The organism is Pseudomonas sp. P1_A1, from assembly GCF_056406935.1.
This window is the reverse complement of the sequence record NZ_JBFTZE010000008.1, coordinates 198,581-216,822: the sequence shown is the minus strand read 5'-3', so window position 1 is coordinate 216,822 and position 18,242 is coordinate 198,581. Positions and strand designations below refer to the sequence as shown.

General features: G+C 59.8%; 21 protein-coding genes. 9 read left to right on the top strand and 12 right to left on the bottom strand.

Annotation, left to right across the window (positions count from 1 at the left end; all coding sequences use genetic code 11):
- Nucleotides 1-16 precede the first annotated feature (16 nt).
- Nucleotides 17-1,690 carry a DEAD/DEAH box helicase gene (locus tag AC1D2Q_RS14610; RefSeq protein ID WP_007940012.1) on the bottom strand — a complete coding sequence of 558 codons (1,674 nt, stop codon included), beginning with the start codon at nucleotides 1,688-1,690 and terminating at the stop codon, nucleotides 17-19.
- Nucleotides 1,691-2,113: 423 nt separating this feature from the next.
- Between AC1D2Q_RS14610 and AC1D2Q_RS14605 the strand changes: the two genes are divergently transcribed.
- Entirely contained in the window at nucleotides 2,114-2,905 is a 792-nt protein-coding gene (locus AC1D2Q_RS14605; protein WP_111455028.1) for a crotonase/enoyl-CoA hydratase family protein, read from the top strand.
- Between the two features lie 57 nt (nucleotides 2,906-2,962).
- Here the strand turns inward: AC1D2Q_RS14605 and AC1D2Q_RS14600 are convergent, their stop codons facing one another.
- Nucleotides 2,963-3,718 (bottom strand): spermidine synthase, encoded by a 756-nt coding sequence (locus AC1D2Q_RS14600; protein ID WP_007940010.1) that lies wholly within the window; start codon nucleotides 3,716-3,718, stop codon nucleotides 2,963-2,965.
- A gap of 148 nt (nucleotides 3,719-3,866) precedes the next feature.
- On the opposite strand from AC1D2Q_RS14600, the gene AC1D2Q_RS14595 reads away from it, so the two are divergent.
- A complete protein-coding gene (locus tag AC1D2Q_RS14595) occupies nucleotides 3,867-5,213 on the top strand; it encodes a class II 3-deoxy-7-phosphoheptulonate synthase (protein WP_007899909.1) in 1,347 nt (448 codons plus the stop codon).
- A gap of 126 nt (nucleotides 5,214-5,339) precedes the next feature.
- Here AC1D2Q_RS14595 and AC1D2Q_RS14590 read toward each other — a convergent pair whose 3' ends face one another.
- Nucleotides 5,340-6,554: a winged helix-turn-helix domain-containing protein gene (locus tag AC1D2Q_RS14590; protein ID WP_477813619.1), complete on the bottom strand. Its 1,215-nt coding sequence runs from the start codon at nucleotides 6,552-6,554 to the stop codon at nucleotides 5,340-5,342.
- A 64-nt stretch (nucleotides 6,555-6,618) separates the two neighbouring features.
- Entirely contained in the window at nucleotides 6,619-6,834 is a 216-nt protein-coding gene (locus tag AC1D2Q_RS14585; RefSeq protein WP_477813618.1) for a DUF1127 domain-containing protein, read from the bottom strand.
- Between the two features lie 95 nt (nucleotides 6,835-6,929).
- Between AC1D2Q_RS14585 and AC1D2Q_RS14580 the strand changes: the two genes are divergently transcribed.
- A complete protein-coding gene (locus AC1D2Q_RS14580; protein WP_305409746.1) occupies nucleotides 6,930-7,784 on the top strand; it encodes a LysR substrate-binding domain-containing protein in 855 nt (284 codons plus the stop codon).
- On the opposite strand, the gene AC1D2Q_RS14575 is transcribed toward AC1D2Q_RS14580, so the two are convergent.
- Nucleotides 7,774-8,508 carry a sulfite exporter TauE/SafE family protein gene (locus AC1D2Q_RS14575; protein ID WP_477813685.1) on the bottom strand — a complete coding sequence of 245 codons (735 nt, stop codon included), beginning with the start codon at nucleotides 8,506-8,508 and terminating at the stop codon, nucleotides 7,774-7,776. The genes AC1D2Q_RS14580 and AC1D2Q_RS14575 overlap by 11 nt on opposite strands.
- Nucleotides 8,509-8,632: 124 nt before the next feature.
- Between AC1D2Q_RS14575 and AC1D2Q_RS14570 the strand changes: the two genes are divergently transcribed.
- The 3 genes from AC1D2Q_RS14570 (at nucleotide 8,633) to AC1D2Q_RS14560 (ending at nucleotide 10,831) form a co-directional block, all read left to right on the top strand.
- The gene (locus AC1D2Q_RS14570; protein ID WP_477813617.1) at nucleotides 8,633-9,589 is read left to right on the top strand and encodes a LysR family transcriptional regulator; all 957 of its coding nucleotides are present in this window, start codon (nucleotides 8,633-8,635) and stop codon (nucleotides 9,587-9,589) included.
- A 69-nt stretch (nucleotides 9,590-9,658) separates the two neighbouring features.
- Nucleotides 9,659-10,120: a MarR family winged helix-turn-helix transcriptional regulator gene (locus AC1D2Q_RS14565; RefSeq protein WP_477813684.1), complete on the top strand. Its 462-nt coding sequence runs from the start codon at nucleotides 9,659-9,661 to the stop codon at nucleotides 10,118-10,120.
- 291 nt (nucleotides 10,121-10,411) lie between these two features.
- Entirely contained in the window at nucleotides 10,412-10,831 is a 420-nt protein-coding gene (locus AC1D2Q_RS14560) for an organic hydroperoxide resistance protein (RefSeq protein ID WP_477813616.1), read from the top strand.
- Nucleotides 10,832-11,002: 171 nt separating this feature from the next.
- On the opposite strand, the gene AC1D2Q_RS14555 is transcribed toward AC1D2Q_RS14560, so the two are convergent.
- The gene (locus tag AC1D2Q_RS14555; protein ID WP_007940000.1) at nucleotides 11,003-11,572 is read right to left on the bottom strand and encodes an elongation factor P; all 570 of its coding nucleotides are present in this window, start codon (nucleotides 11,570-11,572) and stop codon (nucleotides 11,003-11,005) included.
- Between the two features lie 48 nt (nucleotides 11,573-11,620).
- The gene (gene earP, locus AC1D2Q_RS14550) at nucleotides 11,621-12,763 is read right to left on the bottom strand and encodes an elongation factor P maturation arginine rhamnosyltransferase EarP (RefSeq protein ID WP_477813615.1); all 1,143 of its coding nucleotides are present in this window, start codon (nucleotides 12,761-12,763) and stop codon (nucleotides 11,621-11,623) included.
- Between the two features lie 124 nt (nucleotides 12,764-12,887).
- On the opposite strand from earP, the gene AC1D2Q_RS14545 reads away from it, so the two are divergent.
- Complete coding sequence (locus tag AC1D2Q_RS14545) at nucleotides 12,888-13,286, top strand: hypothetical protein (RefSeq protein ID WP_477813614.1); 399 nt, start codon at nucleotides 12,888-12,890, stop codon at nucleotides 13,284-13,286.
- Nucleotides 13,287-13,300: 14 nt separating this feature from the next.
- Nucleotides 13,301-13,783, top strand: a complete 483-nt coding sequence (locus AC1D2Q_RS14540) for a GreA/GreB family elongation factor (protein WP_477813613.1) — start codon at nucleotides 13,301-13,303, stop codon at nucleotides 13,781-13,783.
- A 13-nt stretch (nucleotides 13,784-13,796) separates the two neighbouring features.
- Here the strand turns inward: AC1D2Q_RS14540 and cysB are convergent, their stop codons facing one another.
- The 5 genes from cysB to AC1D2Q_RS14515 form a co-directional block, all read right to left on the bottom strand.
- Nucleotides 13,797-14,771 carry an HTH-type transcriptional regulator CysB gene (gene cysB / locus AC1D2Q_RS14535; RefSeq protein ID WP_477813612.1) on the bottom strand — a complete coding sequence of 325 codons (975 nt, stop codon included), beginning with the start codon at nucleotides 14,769-14,771 and terminating at the stop codon, nucleotides 13,797-13,799.
- Nucleotides 14,772-14,884: 113 nt separating this feature from the next.
- Nucleotides 14,885-15,388, bottom strand: a complete 504-nt coding sequence (locus AC1D2Q_RS14530; RefSeq protein ID WP_007939995.1) for a universal stress protein — start codon at nucleotides 15,386-15,388, stop codon at nucleotides 14,885-14,887.
- 96 nt (nucleotides 15,389-15,484) lie between these two features.
- On the bottom strand, nucleotides 15,485-16,390 hold the full coding sequence (locus tag AC1D2Q_RS14525) for a 5'-nucleotidase (RefSeq protein ID WP_018929795.1): 906 nt from the start codon (nucleotides 16,388-16,390) through the stop codon (nucleotides 15,485-15,487).
- A gap of 22 nt (nucleotides 16,391-16,412) precedes the next feature.
- The gene (locus AC1D2Q_RS14520) at nucleotides 16,413-17,369 is read right to left on the bottom strand and encodes a putative 2-dehydropantoate 2-reductase (RefSeq protein WP_477813611.1); all 957 of its coding nucleotides are present in this window, start codon (nucleotides 17,367-17,369) and stop codon (nucleotides 16,413-16,415) included.
- Nucleotides 17,366-17,752 (bottom strand): thioredoxin family protein, encoded by a 387-nt coding sequence (locus AC1D2Q_RS14515; RefSeq protein ID WP_477813610.1) that lies wholly within the window; start codon nucleotides 17,750-17,752, stop codon nucleotides 17,366-17,368. The genes AC1D2Q_RS14520 and AC1D2Q_RS14515 overlap by 4 nt, the downstream gene beginning before the upstream one ends.
- Here AC1D2Q_RS14515 and AC1D2Q_RS14510 point away from each other — a divergent pair.
- Entirely contained in the window at nucleotides 17,751-18,194 is a 444-nt protein-coding gene (locus AC1D2Q_RS14510; protein ID WP_477813609.1) for a PilZ domain-containing protein, read from the top strand. The two genes, AC1D2Q_RS14515 and AC1D2Q_RS14510, sit on opposite strands and share 2 nt — an antisense overlap.
- Nucleotides 18,195-18,242 lie beyond the last annotated feature (48 nt).

Below are 18,242 nucleotides of genomic sequence, written 5' to 3'. Positions count from 1 at the left end.
TCAGCTCGCAAGCGGATCAATCTTCGCGGTAGCGACGCAGCTTCAACTGCTTACCGGCAACGCGAGTGTCCTTCAGCTTGGTCAGCAGACGCTCCAGACCATCTTCCGGCAGCTCGACGAGGCTGAAGCTGTCACGCACCTGAATGCGACCGATGGCTTCACGCGCCAGACCACCTTCATTGAGGATGGCGCCCAGCAGGTTCTTGGCAGCGATACCGTCACGCGCGCCCAGCGCGGTACGGCAACGAGCACGGCCTTCAGCCAGCGGGATCGGAGCACGACGCTCGCGGTCACCACGGTCCGGACGATCACCGGAACGCTCTGGACGATCGCCACGCGGTGCATTGTTCGGCACCAGTGGACGCTCCTTCTCGATGGCGGCCAGGGTCAGCGCTTGACCGTTGGTAGCCTTGCGCAGCAGGGCTGCGGCCAGGGCACGCGGGCTGCAACCGATGTCGGCAGTCAGACGATCCAGCAGATCACCGTGAGTCGACTCGGCATCACCTACCAGCGGCGACAGGCTGTTGGTCAGTTTCTTGATGCGGGCATCGAGAACAGCTTGAGCGTCCGGCAGGCGAACTTCGGCAACTTTCTGACCGGTAACACGCTCGATCACTTGCAGCATGCGGCGCTCACGAGGAGTGACCAGCAGCAGCGCGCGACCTTCGCGACCGGCACGGCCGGTACGGCCGATACGGTGAACGTAGGATTCCGGGTCGTACGGCATATCAACGTTGAACACGTGAGTGATACGCGGAACGTCCAGGCCACGAGCGGCAACGTCGGTCGCCACAACGATGTCCAGACGGCCATCCTTGAGGGATTCGATGACGCGCTCACGCTGGTTCTGGGCAATGTCACCGTTCAGCGCAGCGGCTTTGTAGCCTTTGGCTTCCAGGGCACTGGCCAGGTCCAGGGTCGCTTGCTTGGTGCGCACGAACATGATCAGGGCGTCGAAATCTTCCACTTCCAGCAAGCTGAGAACGGCAGAAGTCTTCTGGTCAGCGTGAACCAACAGGTGAGCCTGTTCGATCGCGGTAACGGTCTGAGTCTTGCTCTGGATCTTCACGTGTTTCGGATCGCGCAGGTGGCGTTCGGCGATGGCACGGATCGATTGCGGCAAGGTGGCCGAGAACAATACGGTCTGACGGGTTTCCGGCATGGCCTTGAAGATAACTTCCAGGTCGTCCATGAAGCCCAGTTTGAGCATTTCGTCCGCTTCGTCGAGAACCAGGTGGTTCACGGTAGTCAGGACTTTTTCGTCGCGACGCAGGTGGTCGCACAGACGACCCGGAGTGGCGACAACAATCTGTGCGCCATTACGGATTGCTTTCAATTGTGGGCCCATCGGCGCGCCGCCGTAGACAGCCACAACAGTTACGCCCGGCATTTGCTTGGCGTAGGTTTCGAAAGCGGTTGCAACTTGTAGCGCCAACTCACGAGTTGGGGCCAGGATCAGAGCTTGCGGCTCGCGCTTGGACGGATCAATGCGGTGCAGGATCGGCAGGGCAAAGGCAGCGGTTTTACCGGTACCGGTTTGCGCCTGGCCAATCATATCGTGACCGGCGAGAATGATCGGGATCGACTGCTGCTGAATGGCCGAAGGCTCTTCATAGCCGGTAGCGACTACTGCAGCGACAATATTAGGGTGAAGTTCAAGAGCGGCGAAGCCGCCGATTTCCTGGGTCATGGGTCTGCCTCTAAGTGCATCCGCAAAGACCCATGCTCCAAAGCTGCGCATGCCGTGTTGAGACTCAAGAGTCGCCCTGGCAGCTTTGTCGGCGGGGATTTGCGAAAACGAATGAATGAAAAGAATCGTCAAGGAAGAGTCCGCAGGGCGGACGTGCAGCCGAAGCTGGCTTCGGGGAATTGCGCTACCTAAACGCGGCCCGGTTAAAGGCCGGCGCGCACTATACCGGAATTCGGCCAAAAAGGGAGCTTTTTTTATCGGAAAAAACCGGCATACGCCGTTGTGTCACGGGCTTTGCGGATAATCGTACAACCGTCTATTTTGCAAAGGCCCGGCCCTGCTGACGATGGCGCTAAAACGGTTCACCGTGGTGACGCAGACCTTTGGTCTCATATTCCCCCTCCCCACCCGAGGAAATGCTCCATGAATCAGCCCAGCCCCAGTCGTGTAACCCGTGAACGGCACGGTCATGTCCTGATGATCGGCCTGGATCGGGTGGCCAAGCGCAATGCCTTCGACCTCGACCTGCTCAACGCACTCAGCCTGGCCTATGGCGAATTCGAAGCCGACAGTGAGGCGCGGGTCGCGGTGGTGTTCGGCCATGGCGAGCACTTCACTGCCGGGCTCGACCTGGTCAGCGCCGGCGCAGCCCTGGCCGAAGGCTGGCAGGCACCGCCCGGTGGCTGCGATCCCTGGGGCGTGTTCGGCGGCCCCCGGGTCAGCAAACCGGTGATTGTCGCGGCGCAAGGCTACTGCCTGACCGCGGGCATCGAATTGATGCTGGCCGCCGACATCAACCTGTGCGCCAGCAATACCCGTTTTGCCCAAAAGGAAGTGCAGCGCGGACTCCTCCCGTTCGGTGGCGCCACCTTGCGCCTGCATCAGGTCGCCGGTTGGGGCAACGCCATGCGCTGGCTGCTCACCGGCGATGAATTCGATGCACATGACGCCTTGCATCTGGGCCTGGTGCAGGAAGTCATGGCCAGCGAGGACTTGCTGCCACGGGCGATCGAGTTGGCCGAGAGGATTGCGAGGCAGGCACCGCTGGGGGTTCAGGCGACGTTGATGTCTGCGCGACAGGCGCGCTACGAGGGTGAAATTGCTGCGACCCAGGCATTGCCGCCGCTGGTGAAGAAACTGCTCAACAGCGAGGACGCCAAGGAGGGTGTGCGGTCGATGATCGAGAAGCGGCCAGGCGTCTTCAAAGGCTGCTGACAGATCGGCTTTTGTGGCGAGGGAGCAAGCTCCCTCGCCACAGATGACCTCATCGCATTAAGTCGCCGGCCGAATATCCTTGATCAACGATTGCAACGAATACCCCAACCGCGGCGCCAGGCCTTCTGCGCGGGCGATCAGCCCTTCCATGTCCAGCTCCTGATCCAGCTCCGATGGCACGATCAGAATCACGTTGCCCTCCTTCACCGGCAGTTCCCAGTAATGCCGGTGATAGAGACCGCGCAACAACGCTGCGCCCAACGGTTTGCCATCGTCGGTGGCCCACTGGTTGATCACCAGCCAGCCACCCGGATTCAAGCGTTTTTGACAGTTTTCCAGAAAACTCCAGGCCAGGTGCCCGACACCCGGCCCGACATCGGTATACAGGTCGACGAAAATCAGATCGGCCGGTTCCGCCGTATCGAGCAACTCCAGCGCATCGCCGACGCGAATGTACAGCCGCGGATCATCATCCAGCCCCAGGTATTCGATGGCCAGGCGCGGTACGTCAGGGCGCAGCTCGATGGCTTCGACATCTTCCAGTGGCAGGAACTTCAAGCAAGCCTGGGTCAGTGTCCCGGCGCCAAGGCCGAGGAACAGCGCGCTTTCCGGCTGCTCGTGGCATAGCGCACCAATCAGCATCGCGCGGGTGTAATCGTACTCGAGCCAGCTCGGGTCGGCGGTGAACACGCAGCTCTGTTCGATGGCGTCACCGAACTCCAGGAAACGGTAATCGGCCACTTCCAGCACGCGAATCACGCCGAACTCATCCTGTACCTCGGCGAGCAGATGCTCGACGCGCTCCTCAGTCATTTCGTCTCCTGATCGTTACCGGCCCCGGCAACGCGATAAACCGCAACATAAAGCAGCAAAGGCGCGATTGTCCGCGAAGCGACGGGAGCAGGTCACGCACTAATTGCTGATAACATAACCGTCCGAGCGTAAAACACTAGAGACTGCGATGAGCCAACCCTGGAGCCCTGACAGCTGGCGCGCCCTGCCGATCCAGCAACAACCTCAATACCCCGACGCGGCGCATTTGCTGCACGTCGAGCAAACCCTGGCGAGCTATCCGCCACTGGTGTTTGCCGGTGAAGCGCGGGAGTTGCGCCGTCAGTTTGCCGAAGTCACCCAGGGCCGGGCGTTTCTGTTGCAAGGCGGCGACTGCGCCGAAAGCTTCGCCGAATTCTCCGCCGCGAAAATTCGCGACACCTTTAAAGTGTTGCTGCAAATGGCGATCGTCATGACTTTCGCCGCCGGTTGCCCGGTAGTCAAAGTCGGACGCATGGCCGGTCAGTTCGCCAAACCCCGTTCGGCCAACGATGAAACCATCAACGGCGTGACGCTGCCGGCCTACCGTGGCGACATCGTCAACGGCATCGGTTTCGACGAAAAAAGCCGCGTGCCGGACCCGGATCGCCTGCTGCAGTCCTACCACCAGTCCACCGCGACCCTGAACCTGCTGCGCGCCTTTGCCCAGGGCGGCTTTGCCGACCTGCATCAGGTACACAAATGGAACCTGGACTTCATCGCCAACTCGGCACTGGCCGAGAAATACAGCCACCTGGCCGATCGCATCGATGAAACCCTGGCCTTCATGCGTGCCTGCGGCATGGACAGCTCGCCGCAACTGCGCGAAACCAGTTTCTTCACCGCCCACGAAGCGCTGCTGCTGAACTACGAAGAAGCCTTCGTGCGTCGCGACAGCCTGACCAACGACTACTACGACTGCTCGGCCCACATGCTGTGGATCGGTGACCGTACCCGTCAACTGGACGGTGCTCACGTCGAATTCCTGCGCGGGGTGCATAACCCGATCGGGGTCAAGGTCGGCCCGAGCATGAACCCTGAAGACCTGATTCGCCTGATCGATGTGCTCAACCCGGACAACGACCCGGGGCGCCTGAACCTGATTGCGCGGATGGGCGCAAACAAGGTCGGCGATCACCTGCCGCAGCTGATTCGCGCGGTGCAGCGCGAAGGCAAGCAAGTGCTTTGGAGTTCCGACCCGATGCACGGCAATACCATCAAGGCCAGCAGCGGTTACAAGACCCGCGACTTCGCGCAGATCCTTGGCGAGGTGAAGCAGTTCTTCCAGGTTCACGAAGCGGAAGGCAGTTATGCCGGCGGCATCCACATCGAAATGACCGGGCAGAACGTCACCGAATGCATCGGCGGCGCGCGGCCGATTACCGAAGACGGGTTGTCGGATCGTTATCACACCCATTGCGACCCGCGGATGAATGCCGATCAGTCGCTGGAACTGGCGTTTTTGATTGCCGAGACCCTGAAGCAAGTCCGCCGGTGAGTGTAGGAGCTGCCGCAGGCTGCGATCTTTTGATCTTGATCTTGATCTTGTTTTGACTCCAGACCGCCAAAAGATCGCAGCCTTCGGTAGCTCCTACACGATGGCGTTGGTTCAACCACCATCAATCTATGCCAACGCCCCCCGCAACCTCGCCGCACTCGCCCGCGGGCAATTCAGCTGAACCCGCTCAAGCCCCAACCAGTCCGCCATCCGCCGCAGATTGACCGCCAACGCCAGCATCCCTTCATCATCCAGCCCCGGCTCTTCCTCATGCACGGCATGCACCGCCAACCGGCCCGACGCTCGTTCGGCTCGCAAGTCAACCCGTGCAGCAATCCGCTCATTGTGCAAAAACGGCAAGACGTAATAGCCGTAGACGCGTTTGTGCTGCGGCGTATAAATCTCCAGCCGATAACGGAAATCGAACAATCGCTCGGTACGGCTGCGCTCCCAGATCAACGAATCGAATGGTGAAAGCAGCGCACTGGCCTCGACCTTGCGCGGCACTTTCGGCTCAGCCAGGCAATAAGCCGGTTGCCGCCAGCCTTCAACCTCACAGACCAGCAGCTCTCCGCCCTCGACCAGTTCCGCCAGACGCGGCCGGCTGTCTGCCGGGCTCAGGCGAAAATAGTCCCGCAGGTCCTTTTCCGTGCCGACGCCCAACGCCGTGGCGGCATGCAGCAACAACCCGCGCTGGGCTTCGGCTTCACTGGGCAAGGGCTGCTGCAGAAGCGCCGAAGGAATCACCCGTTCCGGCAAATCATAAAGCCGTTCGAACCCGCGCCGGCTGGCCACGGTCACTTCACCGGCGGCGAACAACCATTCAAGCGCATGCTTTTCGGCGCTCCAGTCCCACCACGGCCCTGCCCGTTCCTGACGGGTCGACAGGCTGCCCGCCCCCAGCGCACCGAGCTCCTGGACCGACGCTAAAACACGGCGAATCGTGTCCTGCTGCTCACGACCGAAACGCGCCAGTTGCTGGTAGATATCTTCGCCACCGGCTGCGCGCTGCATGCGCCAGCGCATCAAGGGGTACATCGACAACGGCAATAACGAAGCTTCGTGGCCCCAATACTCGAATAACGTGCGCCGACGGCCCTGACTCCAGGCAGCCTGATCGAGTAAGTCGGTTGAATAATTGCCAAGACGGGAAAACAAGGGAAGGTAGTGCGAACGCACCAATGCATTGACCGAATCGATCTGCAGAATGCCGAGCCGTTCGATCAGCCGGTTGAGCTGAACCGGTTTGATCGCCGCCGGCAGCTGGCGCCCGTTGAACCCTTGGGCGGCCAGCGCCAGACGTCGAGCCTGTTTGAGGGAAAAAGACAGTGTGGCGGGCATGAGCATCTCCTTGTCTGCTCGCAACCTACCTCACCCGAAAGCGGTTTGTGTAGCGATGGCATCATCATTTGTGCATCGGATCATCCCAGAACGGTCTTACCGTCTCATGCTCCACATCTGCACGGCTCACGCCGATGTCCTTCAGTGCTTCGTCGCTCAGGCTCGCCAGCATTTCACGTTCACGGTGAAGTTCGTACCAGCGACTAAACTTGTGCAGCAGATCGGATACCGCGTGGATTGAGAATTTTTCTTGCGTTACATGCTCGTTGTGACCTTTCATCGTGTAGCCCTCCTTTGGGATGGATCCAGTCTCGCCTCAGCGATAAGATCAAACCAACGAATGTTTCTGATGGCATGCATCTCGGAGATTGATGAATGTCCGCCTACCCCAGTATCGACACCGATGTACTGCGCACCTTCGTCGCAATCGCCGATCAGGGCGGCTTTACCCGCGCCGGTGAAATGGTCAACCGCACTCAGTCGGCGGTGAGCATGCAGATGAAACGCCTGGAAGAGGACGTGTTGCAGCGCCAGCTGTTCGAACGTGACGGGCGCCAGGTCAAGTTGACCGCCGAAGGCCAGGTATTGCTGGGCTATGCGCGGCGCATCCTCAAACTGCACAGCGAAGTTTTCAATACCCTGCGCGAGCCGCACATGGTCGGCACGGTGCGCATCGGCACGCCCGACGATTACGTGATGCGCTTTCTGCCGGGCATCCTGTCGCGCTTCGCGCAGTTCTACCCGCTGATCCAGATCGAGGTTCACTGCGAATCAACCCGGCAACTGTTGCAGCGCCAGGACCTTGACCTGTCCATCGTCACCCGCGAGCCGGGCAACGAGATTGGCCAATTGTTGCGCAAGGAGCGTTTTGTCTGGGCCGAGGCCCAATGCTTCAACGCCCACGAGCAGACGCCGCTGCCCCTGGCGATGTTCAATAGCGATTGTTTCTGCCGTGCCTGGGCGTGTAATGCGCTGGACGCCATGGGTCGCGATTATCGCATTGCCTACAACAGCTCCAGCCTGTCGGCGTTGATGGCCGTGGTCAGTGCAGGGCTTGCGATCACCGCGCAACTGGAAAGCCTGATCACGCCAGACATGCGCATCCTTGGCGCCGACGAAGACCTGCCGCTGTTGCCGGAAGCCAGCATCATGCTGATCCGCAACCTGAACAACCCTTCGCCGATCACCGAATGCCTGGCCGAGCACATCGTCGAAGGCTTCAAACTTTAAAGGCGAGCATCACCGCGCAGAACACCAGAAATCCGCAGAACAGCCCGCGCAACAGCCGCTCCGGCAGTGCGTGGGCGATTCTCACGCCCCAACTGATGCTCATCAATCCACCGACCGCCAACGGTATACCGATCGCCCAGTGCACCTGATGGTGCACCGCATAAGTCGCCAACGTGACGCCCGTGCTCGGCAATGCCAGCGCCAGCGACAAGCCCTGGGCAACCACTTGGCTGGTGCCAAACAGACTGGTCAACACCGGCGTTGCCACCACCGCCCCACCCACTCCAAACAACCCGCCCATGGTCCCGGAAGCCGCGCCGAGCACACCCAGCCACGGCCATGAATAATGCATCTGTGAAGACGCCGGCGCGGTGGCGGTGAACATTCGCATCAGGTTGTAGGCCGACAGCGCGACCAGGAACGCGACAAAACCCACGCGCATGGTTTGCGCATCGATGCCCACCGCCCAGATCGAACCGATCCAGGCGAAGCAGAATCCCATCGAAGCCAATGGCAGCGCATGACGCAATTCGATGCGATTACGCTGGTGATAGCGCCATAGCGCCAGCATCACGTTCGGCACCACCATCACCAGCGCCGTGCCTTGGGCGACCTGCTGATCGAGACCGCACCACACGCCCAGCAGCGGAATCGCGACCAACCCGCCCCCAATGCCGAAGAGCCCGCCGAGGGTGCCCAGGGCGGCGCCAAATACCAGGTACATCACGAACTCAATCACAGGCGGTTTCCTCTTGTCAGGCCGCTCATCCTACGCAGTCGGCTCTGGCAGGGAAACGCATAGCAACGCACAATGGCTGTGCCAAATTCGCACAAGCGTTGACGAAGCCATGAACCCCAATCAATTGACCGAACAACTCGGGCTGTTTCTGGATGTGCTGGAAACCGGCAGTTTTTCCGCTGCATCCCGCCGTCATCCCCTGACGCCATCGGCGGTGGCGCGACGCATCGATAGCCTGGAAAGCGCCGTCGGCAGTCAGCTGTTCATTCGCAGCACCCACGCAGTGCGGGCTACCCCGGCAGGCTTGGCCTTTGCCGAGCGTGCGCGGCGGATCGTCGCGGAGCTGCGGCTGGCCCGGGCGGAAGCGGTGTCCCTGAGCAATGCGCCGGAAGGCTTGATTCGGGTCGATGCGCCGGCAGCGTTCGGACGACGCCATCTGGCACCGGTGATTGCCGACTTCCTGACCCTTTACCCCGGCCTCGACGTGCAATTGCACCTGATCGACAGTTTTGTCGACATGCAGGGTTCGAACCTGGGCAAGGTCGACCTGGTGCTGCGTGCCGGGCAAATGGCCGATACCCGGCTGGTGGCCACGCCGCTGGCGAGCATGGTGCGCATCGCCTGCGCCAGCCCCGATTACCTGCAACGCCGTGGCGTGCCGACCGAGCCGGCGCAATTGGTCGAGCACGACGGTCTGGATTGGGACGGCCTGGCTCCGCCGTTCGCCTGGCGCTTCGAGCGGGATGGGGAAATGCATTTGCACCGGCCTGCGCGAATCCGCATGAGCGCCAACAACGCCGAGGCGCTGGTCTGCGGCGCACTGGCCGGGTTGGGTATCGCGCATCTGCCGACCTGGCTGGCCAGTGAATATTTATTGCGCGGCGAACTGCTGCCGCTGTTCTGCGAAAAAGGTCTGCCAAAACCGGAAAGCACCGGTATTTATGCGTTACGCCTGGAGCAGCAGCCCAGTTCGCGTAGCCGCTTGCTGCTGGAATACCTGAAGACCCGTTTCAGCCCCGTCCCACCGTGGGATCTGGCACTGCAAACCAACCTGGACCGCCACTAGTCCAGAATTATCTGGCGCATTAAAGATTCGCCCGCTAGATTCATGACGATCACTGATCAAGGCTTTGAAATGAACACCGAGCGCGACACCCCGGACAACTGCGATAACCTGCTGCTGGATAATCAGGTCTGCTTCGCCCTGCATTCCACCTCGCTGCTGATGACCAAGGTCTACAAGCCGCTGCTGCAAGCGCTGGGCCTGACCTATCCGCAGTACCTGGCGATGATGGTGTTGTGGGAAAAGGATGGGCTGACGGTCGGCGAAATCAGCACCCGACTGCTGACCGATCCCGGTTCCCTCACCCCGCTGCTCAAACGCCTGGAAGCCGAAGGCCTGCTGAGCCGCACCCGCAGCCGCGAAGACGAACGGGTGGTGATTGTCGAACTCACCGAGCAAGGCCATGCGCTGCGAGACAAGGCGCGCGATATTCCGCAGTGCATCCTCGGCGCCAGCGGGCAGACACTGGAACAGTTGAAGAAGCTGCAAGCGGATCTCCAGGAGCTGCGCAGCCACCTGCAAGACAGCCTTTAGACCGCGTTATCGTTCTTCGCGGGCAAGTCGGATCACCGCACCGCTCGCGATCCGACTTGCCCGCGAAGGCCTCCTCCCCCCGTCGTAAAAAATTCACTTCGCATAAATCCCGCACGAAAGCCTCTATCTCAAGCATCTCCCGCCTGATCGAATCTCCAGGTGATGGGCAGGATCAATTTTTTTCAAAAATTTATCTTGCGCACTAAATATTGGCGAGCTACATTCACTTCGCACTTACTTAGCGCGCAAACATTTAGCGCGGAATACCCAATCCAAAACGAGGCTCACACCATGCAAACTCTCTACACCGCAATCGCAACCTCCACCGGCGGCCGTGACGGTCGTGCGATCTCCAGCGACAACGTCCTCGACGTCAAACTCGCGACTCCGAAAGAACTCGGCGGTGCTGGCGGCGCGGCAACCAACCCTGAACAACTGTTCGCCGCCGGTTATTCCGCCTGCTTCATCGGCGCACTGAAATTCGTCGCCAGCCAGACCAAACGCAAAATCCCCGACGACGCCTCGATCACCGCCCATGTCGGCATCGGCCAGATCCCTGGCGGTTTCGGTCTGGACATCGACCTGCACATCAGCCTGCCGGGCCTTGAACAAGCCGATGCACAAAGCCTGGTCGACGCCGCCCACCAGGTCTGCCCGTACTCCAACGCCACGCGTGGCAACGTCGATGTACGCCTGCACGTTGCCGTTTAATCACTGAGTAACAGATCGCAGCCTCGTTGCACTCGACAGCTCCTACAGGGAATCAATCAAACCCTTGTAGGAGCTGTCGAGTGCAACGAGGCTGCGATCTGTTGATCTTGATCATTCGCCCACAAAAAAGCCCGACTCAATGGTCGGGCTTTTTCATTCCTCAAGCGGTGCTTATTTAGCACGGCCTTTGTAGGAACCGCCTTCGCGGGTATCGATCTCGATCATGTCACCGATTTCGATGAAGTCAGCAACCGACAGCTCGGTACCGTTCTTCAGTTTGGCAGGCTTCATCACCTTGCCGGAAGTATCACCGCGAGCGGAGCCTTCGGTGTAGTCAACCTGACGCACGATAGTGGTCGGCAGTTCTACGGAAACCAGACGCTCTTCGAAGAAGATCGCTTCGCAAACATCGGTCATGCCTTCTTCAACGAAAGGCAGAACGGCTTCGATGTCTTCAGCGTTCAGCTCGTACATGGTGTAGTCAGTGGTGTCCATGAACGTGTAGGAGTCGCCGCTGATGAAGGACAGGGTCGCTTCTTTGCGGTCGAGGATCACGTCGTCCAGTTTGTCGTCGGCGCTGTAAACGGTCTCGGTCTTGTAACCGGTCAACAGGTTTTTCAGCTTGGTCTTCATGATCGCGCTGTTACGACCCGACTTGGTGAATTCAGCTTTCTGAACCAGCCAAGGATCGTTGTCGATACGGATCACCATACCGGGTTTCAGTTCTTTACCAGTTTTCATTGCGAATATCCGAATTTGGATGGGATTTACAAAAATCTAGGCCGCGTATCATATCCAATTTAGGTAAAACTGTACCAGCGCTGCGGCAAGATCTGCCTGCAAGGCTTGTTCCAGACACCACGCCTCGGCATGTTTTTCCAGTTCCGGCCAATGTTTGCGGGTTGATTTCCAGTGCTCGACCATTGTCTCACCTGCATTCCATGCCCGCCATAGACCGCTGATCGCCTCGCCAGCAGATTTGGACAGGCCTTGGATGTACAGGGCCAGGAAAGCGTCGAGCTTGTCCAGGTGGATATCTTCGTCCTGCCGATAGATGTGCCAGAGCAGTGGCCGGCCTGCCCATTGCGCGCGAACAAAGGAATCTTCGCCGCGCACAGCGTTGAAATCGCAGCTCCACAGCAGCAGGTCATATTGATCCTGCCGGACGAACGGCAGCACTTGCACGGTCAGGGCGTCGCGCACATGCACTGCGCCGGCTGTCAGCCCATCCACTCCCAGCCAGCGTTCGACATCGCCGAGAATCCGGCCCTCGGGCACCAACAGATGAGTGGGCGTCGAGTCGGCAGCCATGGCGTCGAGCCAACTGGCCAGCCCGGTATTCTCGTAGGCGAACAGCGAGATCAATTGTGCATTCGGGGCGCGTTCAACCCCCAGGCCTTGCAGGAATTCTCGCTGAGCCTGGGGACTTTGCTGAAACTGCCGACGCCGCTCGAGCAATCCCCTCTCACGCAGCAAGCCACCGGTGCCCTTGCGAAAACCCGGGAAGAAAAAGAACTTCTGCACGTTCTTGTACTTCACCGACGGCAAGCCGTGACAACCGACGACCCAGTCTTCGGCGCTCAGATAATCGAGGTTCATCCACAGCGGCGGCTTTTCCCGGTCGGCCATGACCTCCATATAAGCACTCGGCAACTGGCAGGCGAACGCGGCGATAACGACATCCGCGGCTTCGGTGGGTTGCCAGTGCGCTGACCACTGTCGCACCTCGACACCCTGCTGCCACTGCTGCGTGGCGTGGATGTCGATTTCTGGACACAACCGCTCGAAGGCCCGCAGGTCATCGACCCACAAGCGCACCGTCACTGAATGTTCGGCCACCAGTTGGCGGGCCAGACGCCAGGTCACACCGATGTCGCCGAAATTGTCGACCACGGTGCAAAAAATATCCCAGCGGGTTTTCATTTCAGGCATTCCAGGTTCCCGTTGGCAAAAGCGCCGATTGTCCGCATAAATTACCCCGCGCAGAAGAGCCGACGACGATTAATCTTCGTGCGACAATCGCCACTCGCCCGCGACCACCCGCCAGGAGGCAGTCATGCCCTACCGTCCCCACCCGCGCCGCTCCATGCCGATCCAGCTCAATGCGCTGCAACTGACCGGCAGCATCGCCCTCGGTTTGTGGCTGGGATTTATCGCGATCGCGCTGACCTGCTGGCTCGCCTGGCGCCTGTTGTTCAACGAGCAATTGGCACCCTTGGCCCAAGCGGTGGAGCAACTGGCCAAGCCGCCGGTGATTGAACAACCTGCTGCGCAAAACCCGATGTTCGAACAGTACGAGGAACACCTGCGCAGGAACGATCAGCAGCAAATGGTGGAACAGGCCAGAAGCAGCAAACACAATCTGGCCAATCCAAAATGTCAGTTCTGGCTGCAACAGGACCAGACCGCGCCGAGCGAAAAAAGCCGCGCCAACATCCTGCAATTCTGCGATTGATCATGAAGCTCTCTATGCACAAGCCGACCGTCCACCAACTGATTATCGATAAGCTGCGGATCGATCTCGACATCGCCGAGCGTGCCGCGCAAACCGCTTACGAAACCGCGACCCACGAAGAAAACATAGCCGAAAACAAGTACGACACCCTGGGGCTGGAGGCGTCTTATCTGGCGGCCGGGCAAGCCAGGCGCGTGGAGGAAATCAAACTGTCATTGACCCTTTGCCAGAACCTGACACTGCGGCCTTATGACGAGCGGCGCGGCATCGAGGTCGGCGCCCTGCTCGGTCTGGAAGACGAAAAGGGTCGCGAACAATGGCTGTTCCTGGCCCCCGACGCAGCCGGGTTGAAGGTTGATCTGGTGGGGCAACTGATTACCGTCATCACCCCTCGTTCGCCGCTGGGTAAAAGCCTGCTGGGCAAGTTCGAAGGGGATGAAGTGGAGATTCTGGTGGCGGGCGCTCGGCAACAGTTTGCTGTCACCGAGGTGGTCTAGCGTCTGTTGACGTTTAATGGACCGGCAGTTCGACGCCGTCGAACAGCTCTTCCAGTTCCTGTTTGTTGTGGCATTGAATGGCCTTGGCCATCACTTCGCGGGTCAGGTGCGGAGCGAACTTCTCGATAAAGTCGCACATGAAGCCACGCAGGAAAGTGCCGCGACGGAAACCGATTTTGGTAATACTGGATTCGAACAACTCGCTGGCATCAAGCACCACCAGGTCGCTATCGAGCTTGGAATCGACCGCCATTTTCGCCACGATACCCACGCCCAGCCCCAGGCGAACGTACGTCTTGATCACGTCGGCGTCAGCGGCGGTGAACACCACTTTCGGTGTCAGGCCACGGTGGCTGAAGGCTTCGTCGAGTTTCGAACGGCCGGTGAAACCGAATACGTACGTCACGATCGGGTATTCGGCCAGGGCTTCGAGGGTCAGCTTCGACAGCTTGGTCAGCGGGTGGCCCTGAGGCACGACCACGCAGCGGTTCCAGCGATAGCACGGCATCATCACCAGATCACCGAACAGCTCCAGGGCTTCGGTGGCGATGGCGAAATCGACGGTGCCGTCCGCAGCCATCTCGGCGATCTGCATCGGCGAACCCTGGTGCATGTGCAGGGCAACGTCCGGGTATTGCTTGATGAAATTGCTGATCACCGGCGGCAATGCATAACGCGCCTGGGTGTGGGTGGTGGCGATCGACAGGGTGCCTTTTTTCTCGTTGGAGAATTCCTGGGCGATCTGTTTGATGCTTTCAACTTTGCGCAGGATCTCACCGGCGGTGGTGATGATGCGCTCGCCGGCCGGGGTAACGCGGGTCAGATGCTTGCCGCTGCGGGCGAAAACCTCGACCCCCAATTCGTCTTCCAGCAGACGAATCTGTTTGCTGATGCCCGGTTGCGAGGTGTAGAGGCTTTGGGCTGTAGCAGAAACGTTGAGGTCGTGGTGCGCCACTTCCCAGATGTAGCGCAATTGTTGAAGCTTCATATGAATCCCTCAAAGCAGGTAGACGCCACGGGCATCAGCGACGGTATATAACTATATTAATGGTTAGACCAATAAATCTAGAACTTTTTTGTCAAAATGCCATTATTCGTGTTCTAGCGATCCTCTTTGCGGCGACGCTCTACCAGCGGCACCAAATAGACCGGCACCCTGGCCAGTTGCAACACGCGCGCAGCGGTTCGACCCAACGGCGTTTCCGCGCCAGCACCATGGCTGTGACTCCCTACGATCAGCAAATCGACAGAGAGTTTCTGCGCCTGGTCGAGAATCACCTGCGACGGATCGCCCTGCAGCACCCGCACTGCCTGAATCCGCTGCAAATCCTGCTCTCCTTCATCCCCCAGCTCTTCGCGAAAGTTGTCGAGCACCCGTTGCTGAATATTGGCGATCACATTGTTCAGACCCTGACTGTGAAATTCGTTCAAGGCCTTCTCGTCGAGATAGCTCTGCAACACGGATTCGGCAAACAGCCCCATGGGCTCTACCGCGTGCACCACATACAAGTCGGCATTGAATGTTCGAGCCAGTTCCAAGGCATGCTGCATCACCAAGGGTGCGTACAGACCCAAGTCAGTGGCATACAGCATCGAACGAATCATATGACCTCCTCGAATGCCAACATGGCGGAGATTGATTCAGCTTAGCAGTGCCATGGCGAGTACGGCGCCCGGCGCAACGCATTGAACCGCCGGGCTTTAAACCGATGGCTCGTTACTGATGCCATGGGGCACGTGCCCGGTGGCGACCACTTCACGGGCCAGCTCGCAATGGCCTGCCTGATCGTCGAAAAATACGTCGGCGGCAAAGGCTTCGAGAAAAGCCGATTTGGTCAGGCCGCCAAGAAACAGCGATTCGTCCAGACGAATGTCCCATTCGCGCAAGGTGCGGATCACCCGTTCATGAGCCGGCGCCGATCGCGCGGTCACCAGCGCGGTGCGGATCGGACAGGCATCATCGGGGAACTCACGCTGCAACAGATTGAGCGCCGCGAGGAAGCCTTTGAACGGCCCGCCACGCAAAGGCTCGCGGGCCGCCTCACGCTCGCTGGCCTGAAACGCCGCCAGGCCTCCCGACTGATAGACCCGCTCCGACTCGTCGGAAAACAACACCGCGTCACCGTCGAAAGCAATGCGCAATTCATCGCTGGCGGCGCGACTGGCACCGCCCGATAGAATAGTCGCTGCGGCGAATCCGGCCTCCAGCGCATTGCGCACATCTTCGGCATGGGTCGAAAGAAACAGGTCGCAACCAAAGGCCTTGAGGTACGGATAAGGACTGCGCCCGCCGACGAACGCCGCACGCGAGATCGACAGGCCATAGTGATGAATCGAGTTGAAAACCCGCAGGCCGGTGTCGGCGCTGTTGCGCGACACCAGAATCACCTCGACCCGGGCACGGCCGAGACGGGTATTCAGGTTCAGGAGTTTTTCCACCAACGGGAATGCATCGCCGGGCTCGAGAATTTCGTCTTCGTGTTCGATCTGGTACTGCCGATAAGCCTCGACGCCGCTCGACAGATAGACCTTGTGGCTCTCGCTCAAATCGAACAGCGCTCGCGAAGAAATCGCCAGCACCAGTTTGTCGTCTATGACATTTGCCATGCCCTTCCCCCTTCTGACCGACTCAGTGGTTACGTCGGTCGATAAAACTCAAGCTGCGATACAAGGCCTCGATTCGCGGCAACTCACATCCCGCCGTCTTCGCCGCTGCCAGTGGCCGAGTGTAGATGGCGTCCAGTTCCAGCGGCCGCTGGTGCAGAAAATCGTGATGCATGCTCGGCCAGTAGTCGGGCATTTTCTCGGTCATCATGAACAGATAATCGGCGTAACCCGGCGGCATGTCATGGCCGCAGGCCTTGGCCCCTTGAACCACTTCGGCCATCAAGGCCTGAATCAGCGCGCGGCTGTCGGCATCCGCCATCAACGGTATGGTGCTGGCCCCGAGCAGCACCGACAGACCGTTGTAGGGAATATTCCAGACCAGTTTCTGCCAGCGCGCCTGCTGCAGATTCGGCATGGCCTGGGCGTCGATACCGGCAGTGCGGAACAATCCGGCGCCCTCCTCGACGATGTTCATGCGTGCCTGTGCATCGGCGGCAGGGCCACTGTGGTAGCCGACGTTCACCGCCCCCAGCGCTTGATGGGTGATGACCCCGGGGCCGGCGCGATGGACGCAGATCAGACAAAGCCCGCCCAGCAGGTGCAGCGAATCGGGGAGTAACTCGCGCAGATGGTCTTCGACGTCCAGGCCATTTTGCAGCAAAAGCACTTTGGCATCAGGTGCCGCGGCTTGAATAATGGCCGGTGCCAGGTCCGCGTTGCTGGTGGTCTTGGCGCCCACCAGCAGCCAGTCACAGGGCGGCATGTCGGCAGCTGATGAATAGGCCTGGATCGCGTTCAGGGTCAGCGGGCCCAACGACGCATGGTCAAGATGCAAGCCGCGTTCGGCCACCGCTGAAAACTCGCTGCGCAACAGAAAATGCACATCGAAGCCGGCACGCGCCAGCATCAGCCCGTAGAAACCACCGATCGCGCCGGTCCCGATAATGCCGATTGTCGGCTTGGCCACTGTGCCTGTCATGGCAGCTCCTCTGCTGGTCGATTCAGCGCCTGGCCCACAGCCTCGTTGAGCGCTGTGCGGGTCAGGCGCGACTGTAGCGCCCCGAAATACTCACCGTCGCGCACCACAAACAGCGCCGGCAAATGAAAGACCCGATAACGCTCGACCACCCCGCCATTGCTTCCGGCATCGATCCAGCACAGCCGATCGACCGCCAGTTCGAGCCTGGGCAACTGCTCGCGGGCAAAACGGCAACTGGCGCAGCCGACGCTGGTAAAAATCACCAGTGAAGTGCCGCTCATTGCCAGCAACCGTTGGTCGGCGTCGAAATCGGTCAGTTCCGATTCGACCACTATACTGGGAGAAACAGTGTCAAGTGGCCGACACAGGGAGTCCGTGTTCATGAGACGTTATCTTCCTCATCCTGACGATGTGCCCGTCGAATTAACGTTGCTCAAACATGAGTGTATTTCGCGGCAAGAGCTGCACACTATCAGCCTCGGCGGCATGGCTTGCAATTACCACCGCGCGTGGCGCCACGGTACGGCGCTGGAAATACGCATGCCGACCCTGAACCCGGACTTGCGTTTCCTGGGTTATGTGGCGTGGTGTTTGCGACGAAAACGCGGCTATCTGGTGGGCATCGCCTTCGTCGACGAACAGACGCTGTTTTGCGCGCGGATGGGTGAGCGGATCTGCCAGATCGAACGTTACTGTCGCCTGCATGACCCGCACGACGACCTCCAGGATATTCAGGCCCTTGCTCTCGAATGGGTCCAGCATCACGCCGACGAGTTCTCCCACGACACCGTTCGCAAGGCATTTGCACAGCCAGTACCGGGCTAGGGTGCATTCTCCGTCAGTTTCCCCGCCGCGGCAGGGAAACTGACGGAG

Excerpts from the sequence above, each read along its gene's own strand:
- AC1D2Q_RS14545 (WP_477813614.1), top strand. The coding sequence starts at position 12,888 with ATGCCCTACCGTCCCCACCCGCGCCGCTCCATGCCGATCCAGCTCAAT.
- AC1D2Q_RS14520 (WP_477813611.1), bottom strand. The coding sequence starts at position 17,369 with ATGACAGGCACAGTGGCCAAGCCGACAATCGGCATTATCGGGACCGGC.
- AC1D2Q_RS14600 (WP_007940010.1), bottom strand. The coding sequence starts at position 3,718 with ATGACTGAGGAGCGCGTCGAGCATCTGCTCGCCGAGGTACAGGATGAG.
- cysB (WP_477813612.1), bottom strand. The coding sequence starts at position 14,771 with ATGAAGCTTCAACAATTGCGCTACATCTGGGAAGTGGCGCACCACGAC.
- AC1D2Q_RS14510 (WP_477813609.1), top strand. The coding sequence starts at position 17,751 with ATGAGACGTTATCTTCCTCATCCTGACGATGTGCCCGTCGAATTAACG.
- AC1D2Q_RS14590 (WP_477813619.1), bottom strand. The coding sequence starts at position 6,554 with ATGCCCGCCACACTGTCTTTTTCCCTCAAACAGGCTCGACGTCTGGCG.
- AC1D2Q_RS14605 (WP_111455028.1), top strand. The coding sequence starts at position 2,114 with ATGAATCAGCCCAGCCCCAGTCGTGTAACCCGTGAACGGCACGGTCAT.
- AC1D2Q_RS14515 (WP_477813610.1), bottom strand. The coding sequence starts at position 17,752 with ATGAACACGGACTCCCTGTGTCGGCCACTTGACACTGTTTCTCCCAGT.
- AC1D2Q_RS14530 (WP_007939995.1), bottom strand. The coding sequence starts at position 15,388 with ATGATTCGTTCGATGCTGTATGCCACTGACTTGGGTCTGTACGCACCC.
- AC1D2Q_RS14525 (WP_018929795.1), bottom strand. The coding sequence starts at position 16,390 with ATGGCAAATGTCATAGACGACAAACTGGTGCTGGCGATTTCTTCGCGA.
- AC1D2Q_RS14580 (WP_305409746.1), top strand. The coding sequence starts at position 6,930 with ATGTCCGCCTACCCCAGTATCGACACCGATGTACTGCGCACCTTCGTC.
- AC1D2Q_RS14610 (WP_007940012.1), bottom strand. The coding sequence starts at position 1,690 with ATGACCCAGGAAATCGGCGGCTTCGCCGCTCTTGAACTTCACCCTAAT.
- AC1D2Q_RS14570 (WP_477813617.1), top strand. The coding sequence starts at position 8,633 with ATGAACCCCAATCAATTGACCGAACAACTCGGGCTGTTTCTGGATGTG.
- AC1D2Q_RS14540 (WP_477813613.1), top strand. The coding sequence starts at position 13,301 with ATGCACAAGCCGACCGTCCACCAACTGATTATCGATAAGCTGCGGATC.
- AC1D2Q_RS14575 (WP_477813685.1), bottom strand. The coding sequence starts at position 8,508 with ATGTACCTGGTATTTGGCGCCGCCCTGGGCACCCTCGGCGGGCTCTTC.
- AC1D2Q_RS14560 (WP_477813616.1), top strand. The coding sequence starts at position 10,412 with ATGCAAACTCTCTACACCGCAATCGCAACCTCCACCGGCGGCCGTGAC.
- earP (WP_477813615.1), bottom strand. The coding sequence starts at position 12,763 with ATGCCTGAAATGAAAACCCGCTGGGATATTTTTTGCACCGTGGTCGAC.
- AC1D2Q_RS14585 (WP_477813618.1), bottom strand. The coding sequence starts at position 6,834 with ATGAAAGGTCACAACGAGCATGTAACGCAAGAAAAATTCTCAATCCAC.
- AC1D2Q_RS14595 (WP_007899909.1), top strand. The coding sequence starts at position 3,867 with ATGAGCCAACCCTGGAGCCCTGACAGCTGGCGCGCCCTGCCGATCCAG.
- AC1D2Q_RS14555 (WP_007940000.1), bottom strand. The coding sequence starts at position 11,572 with ATGAAAACTGGTAAAGAACTGAAACCCGGTATGGTGATCCGTATCGAC.
- AC1D2Q_RS14565 (WP_477813684.1), top strand. The coding sequence starts at position 9,659 with ATGAACACCGAGCGCGACACCCCGGACAACTGCGATAACCTGCTGCTG.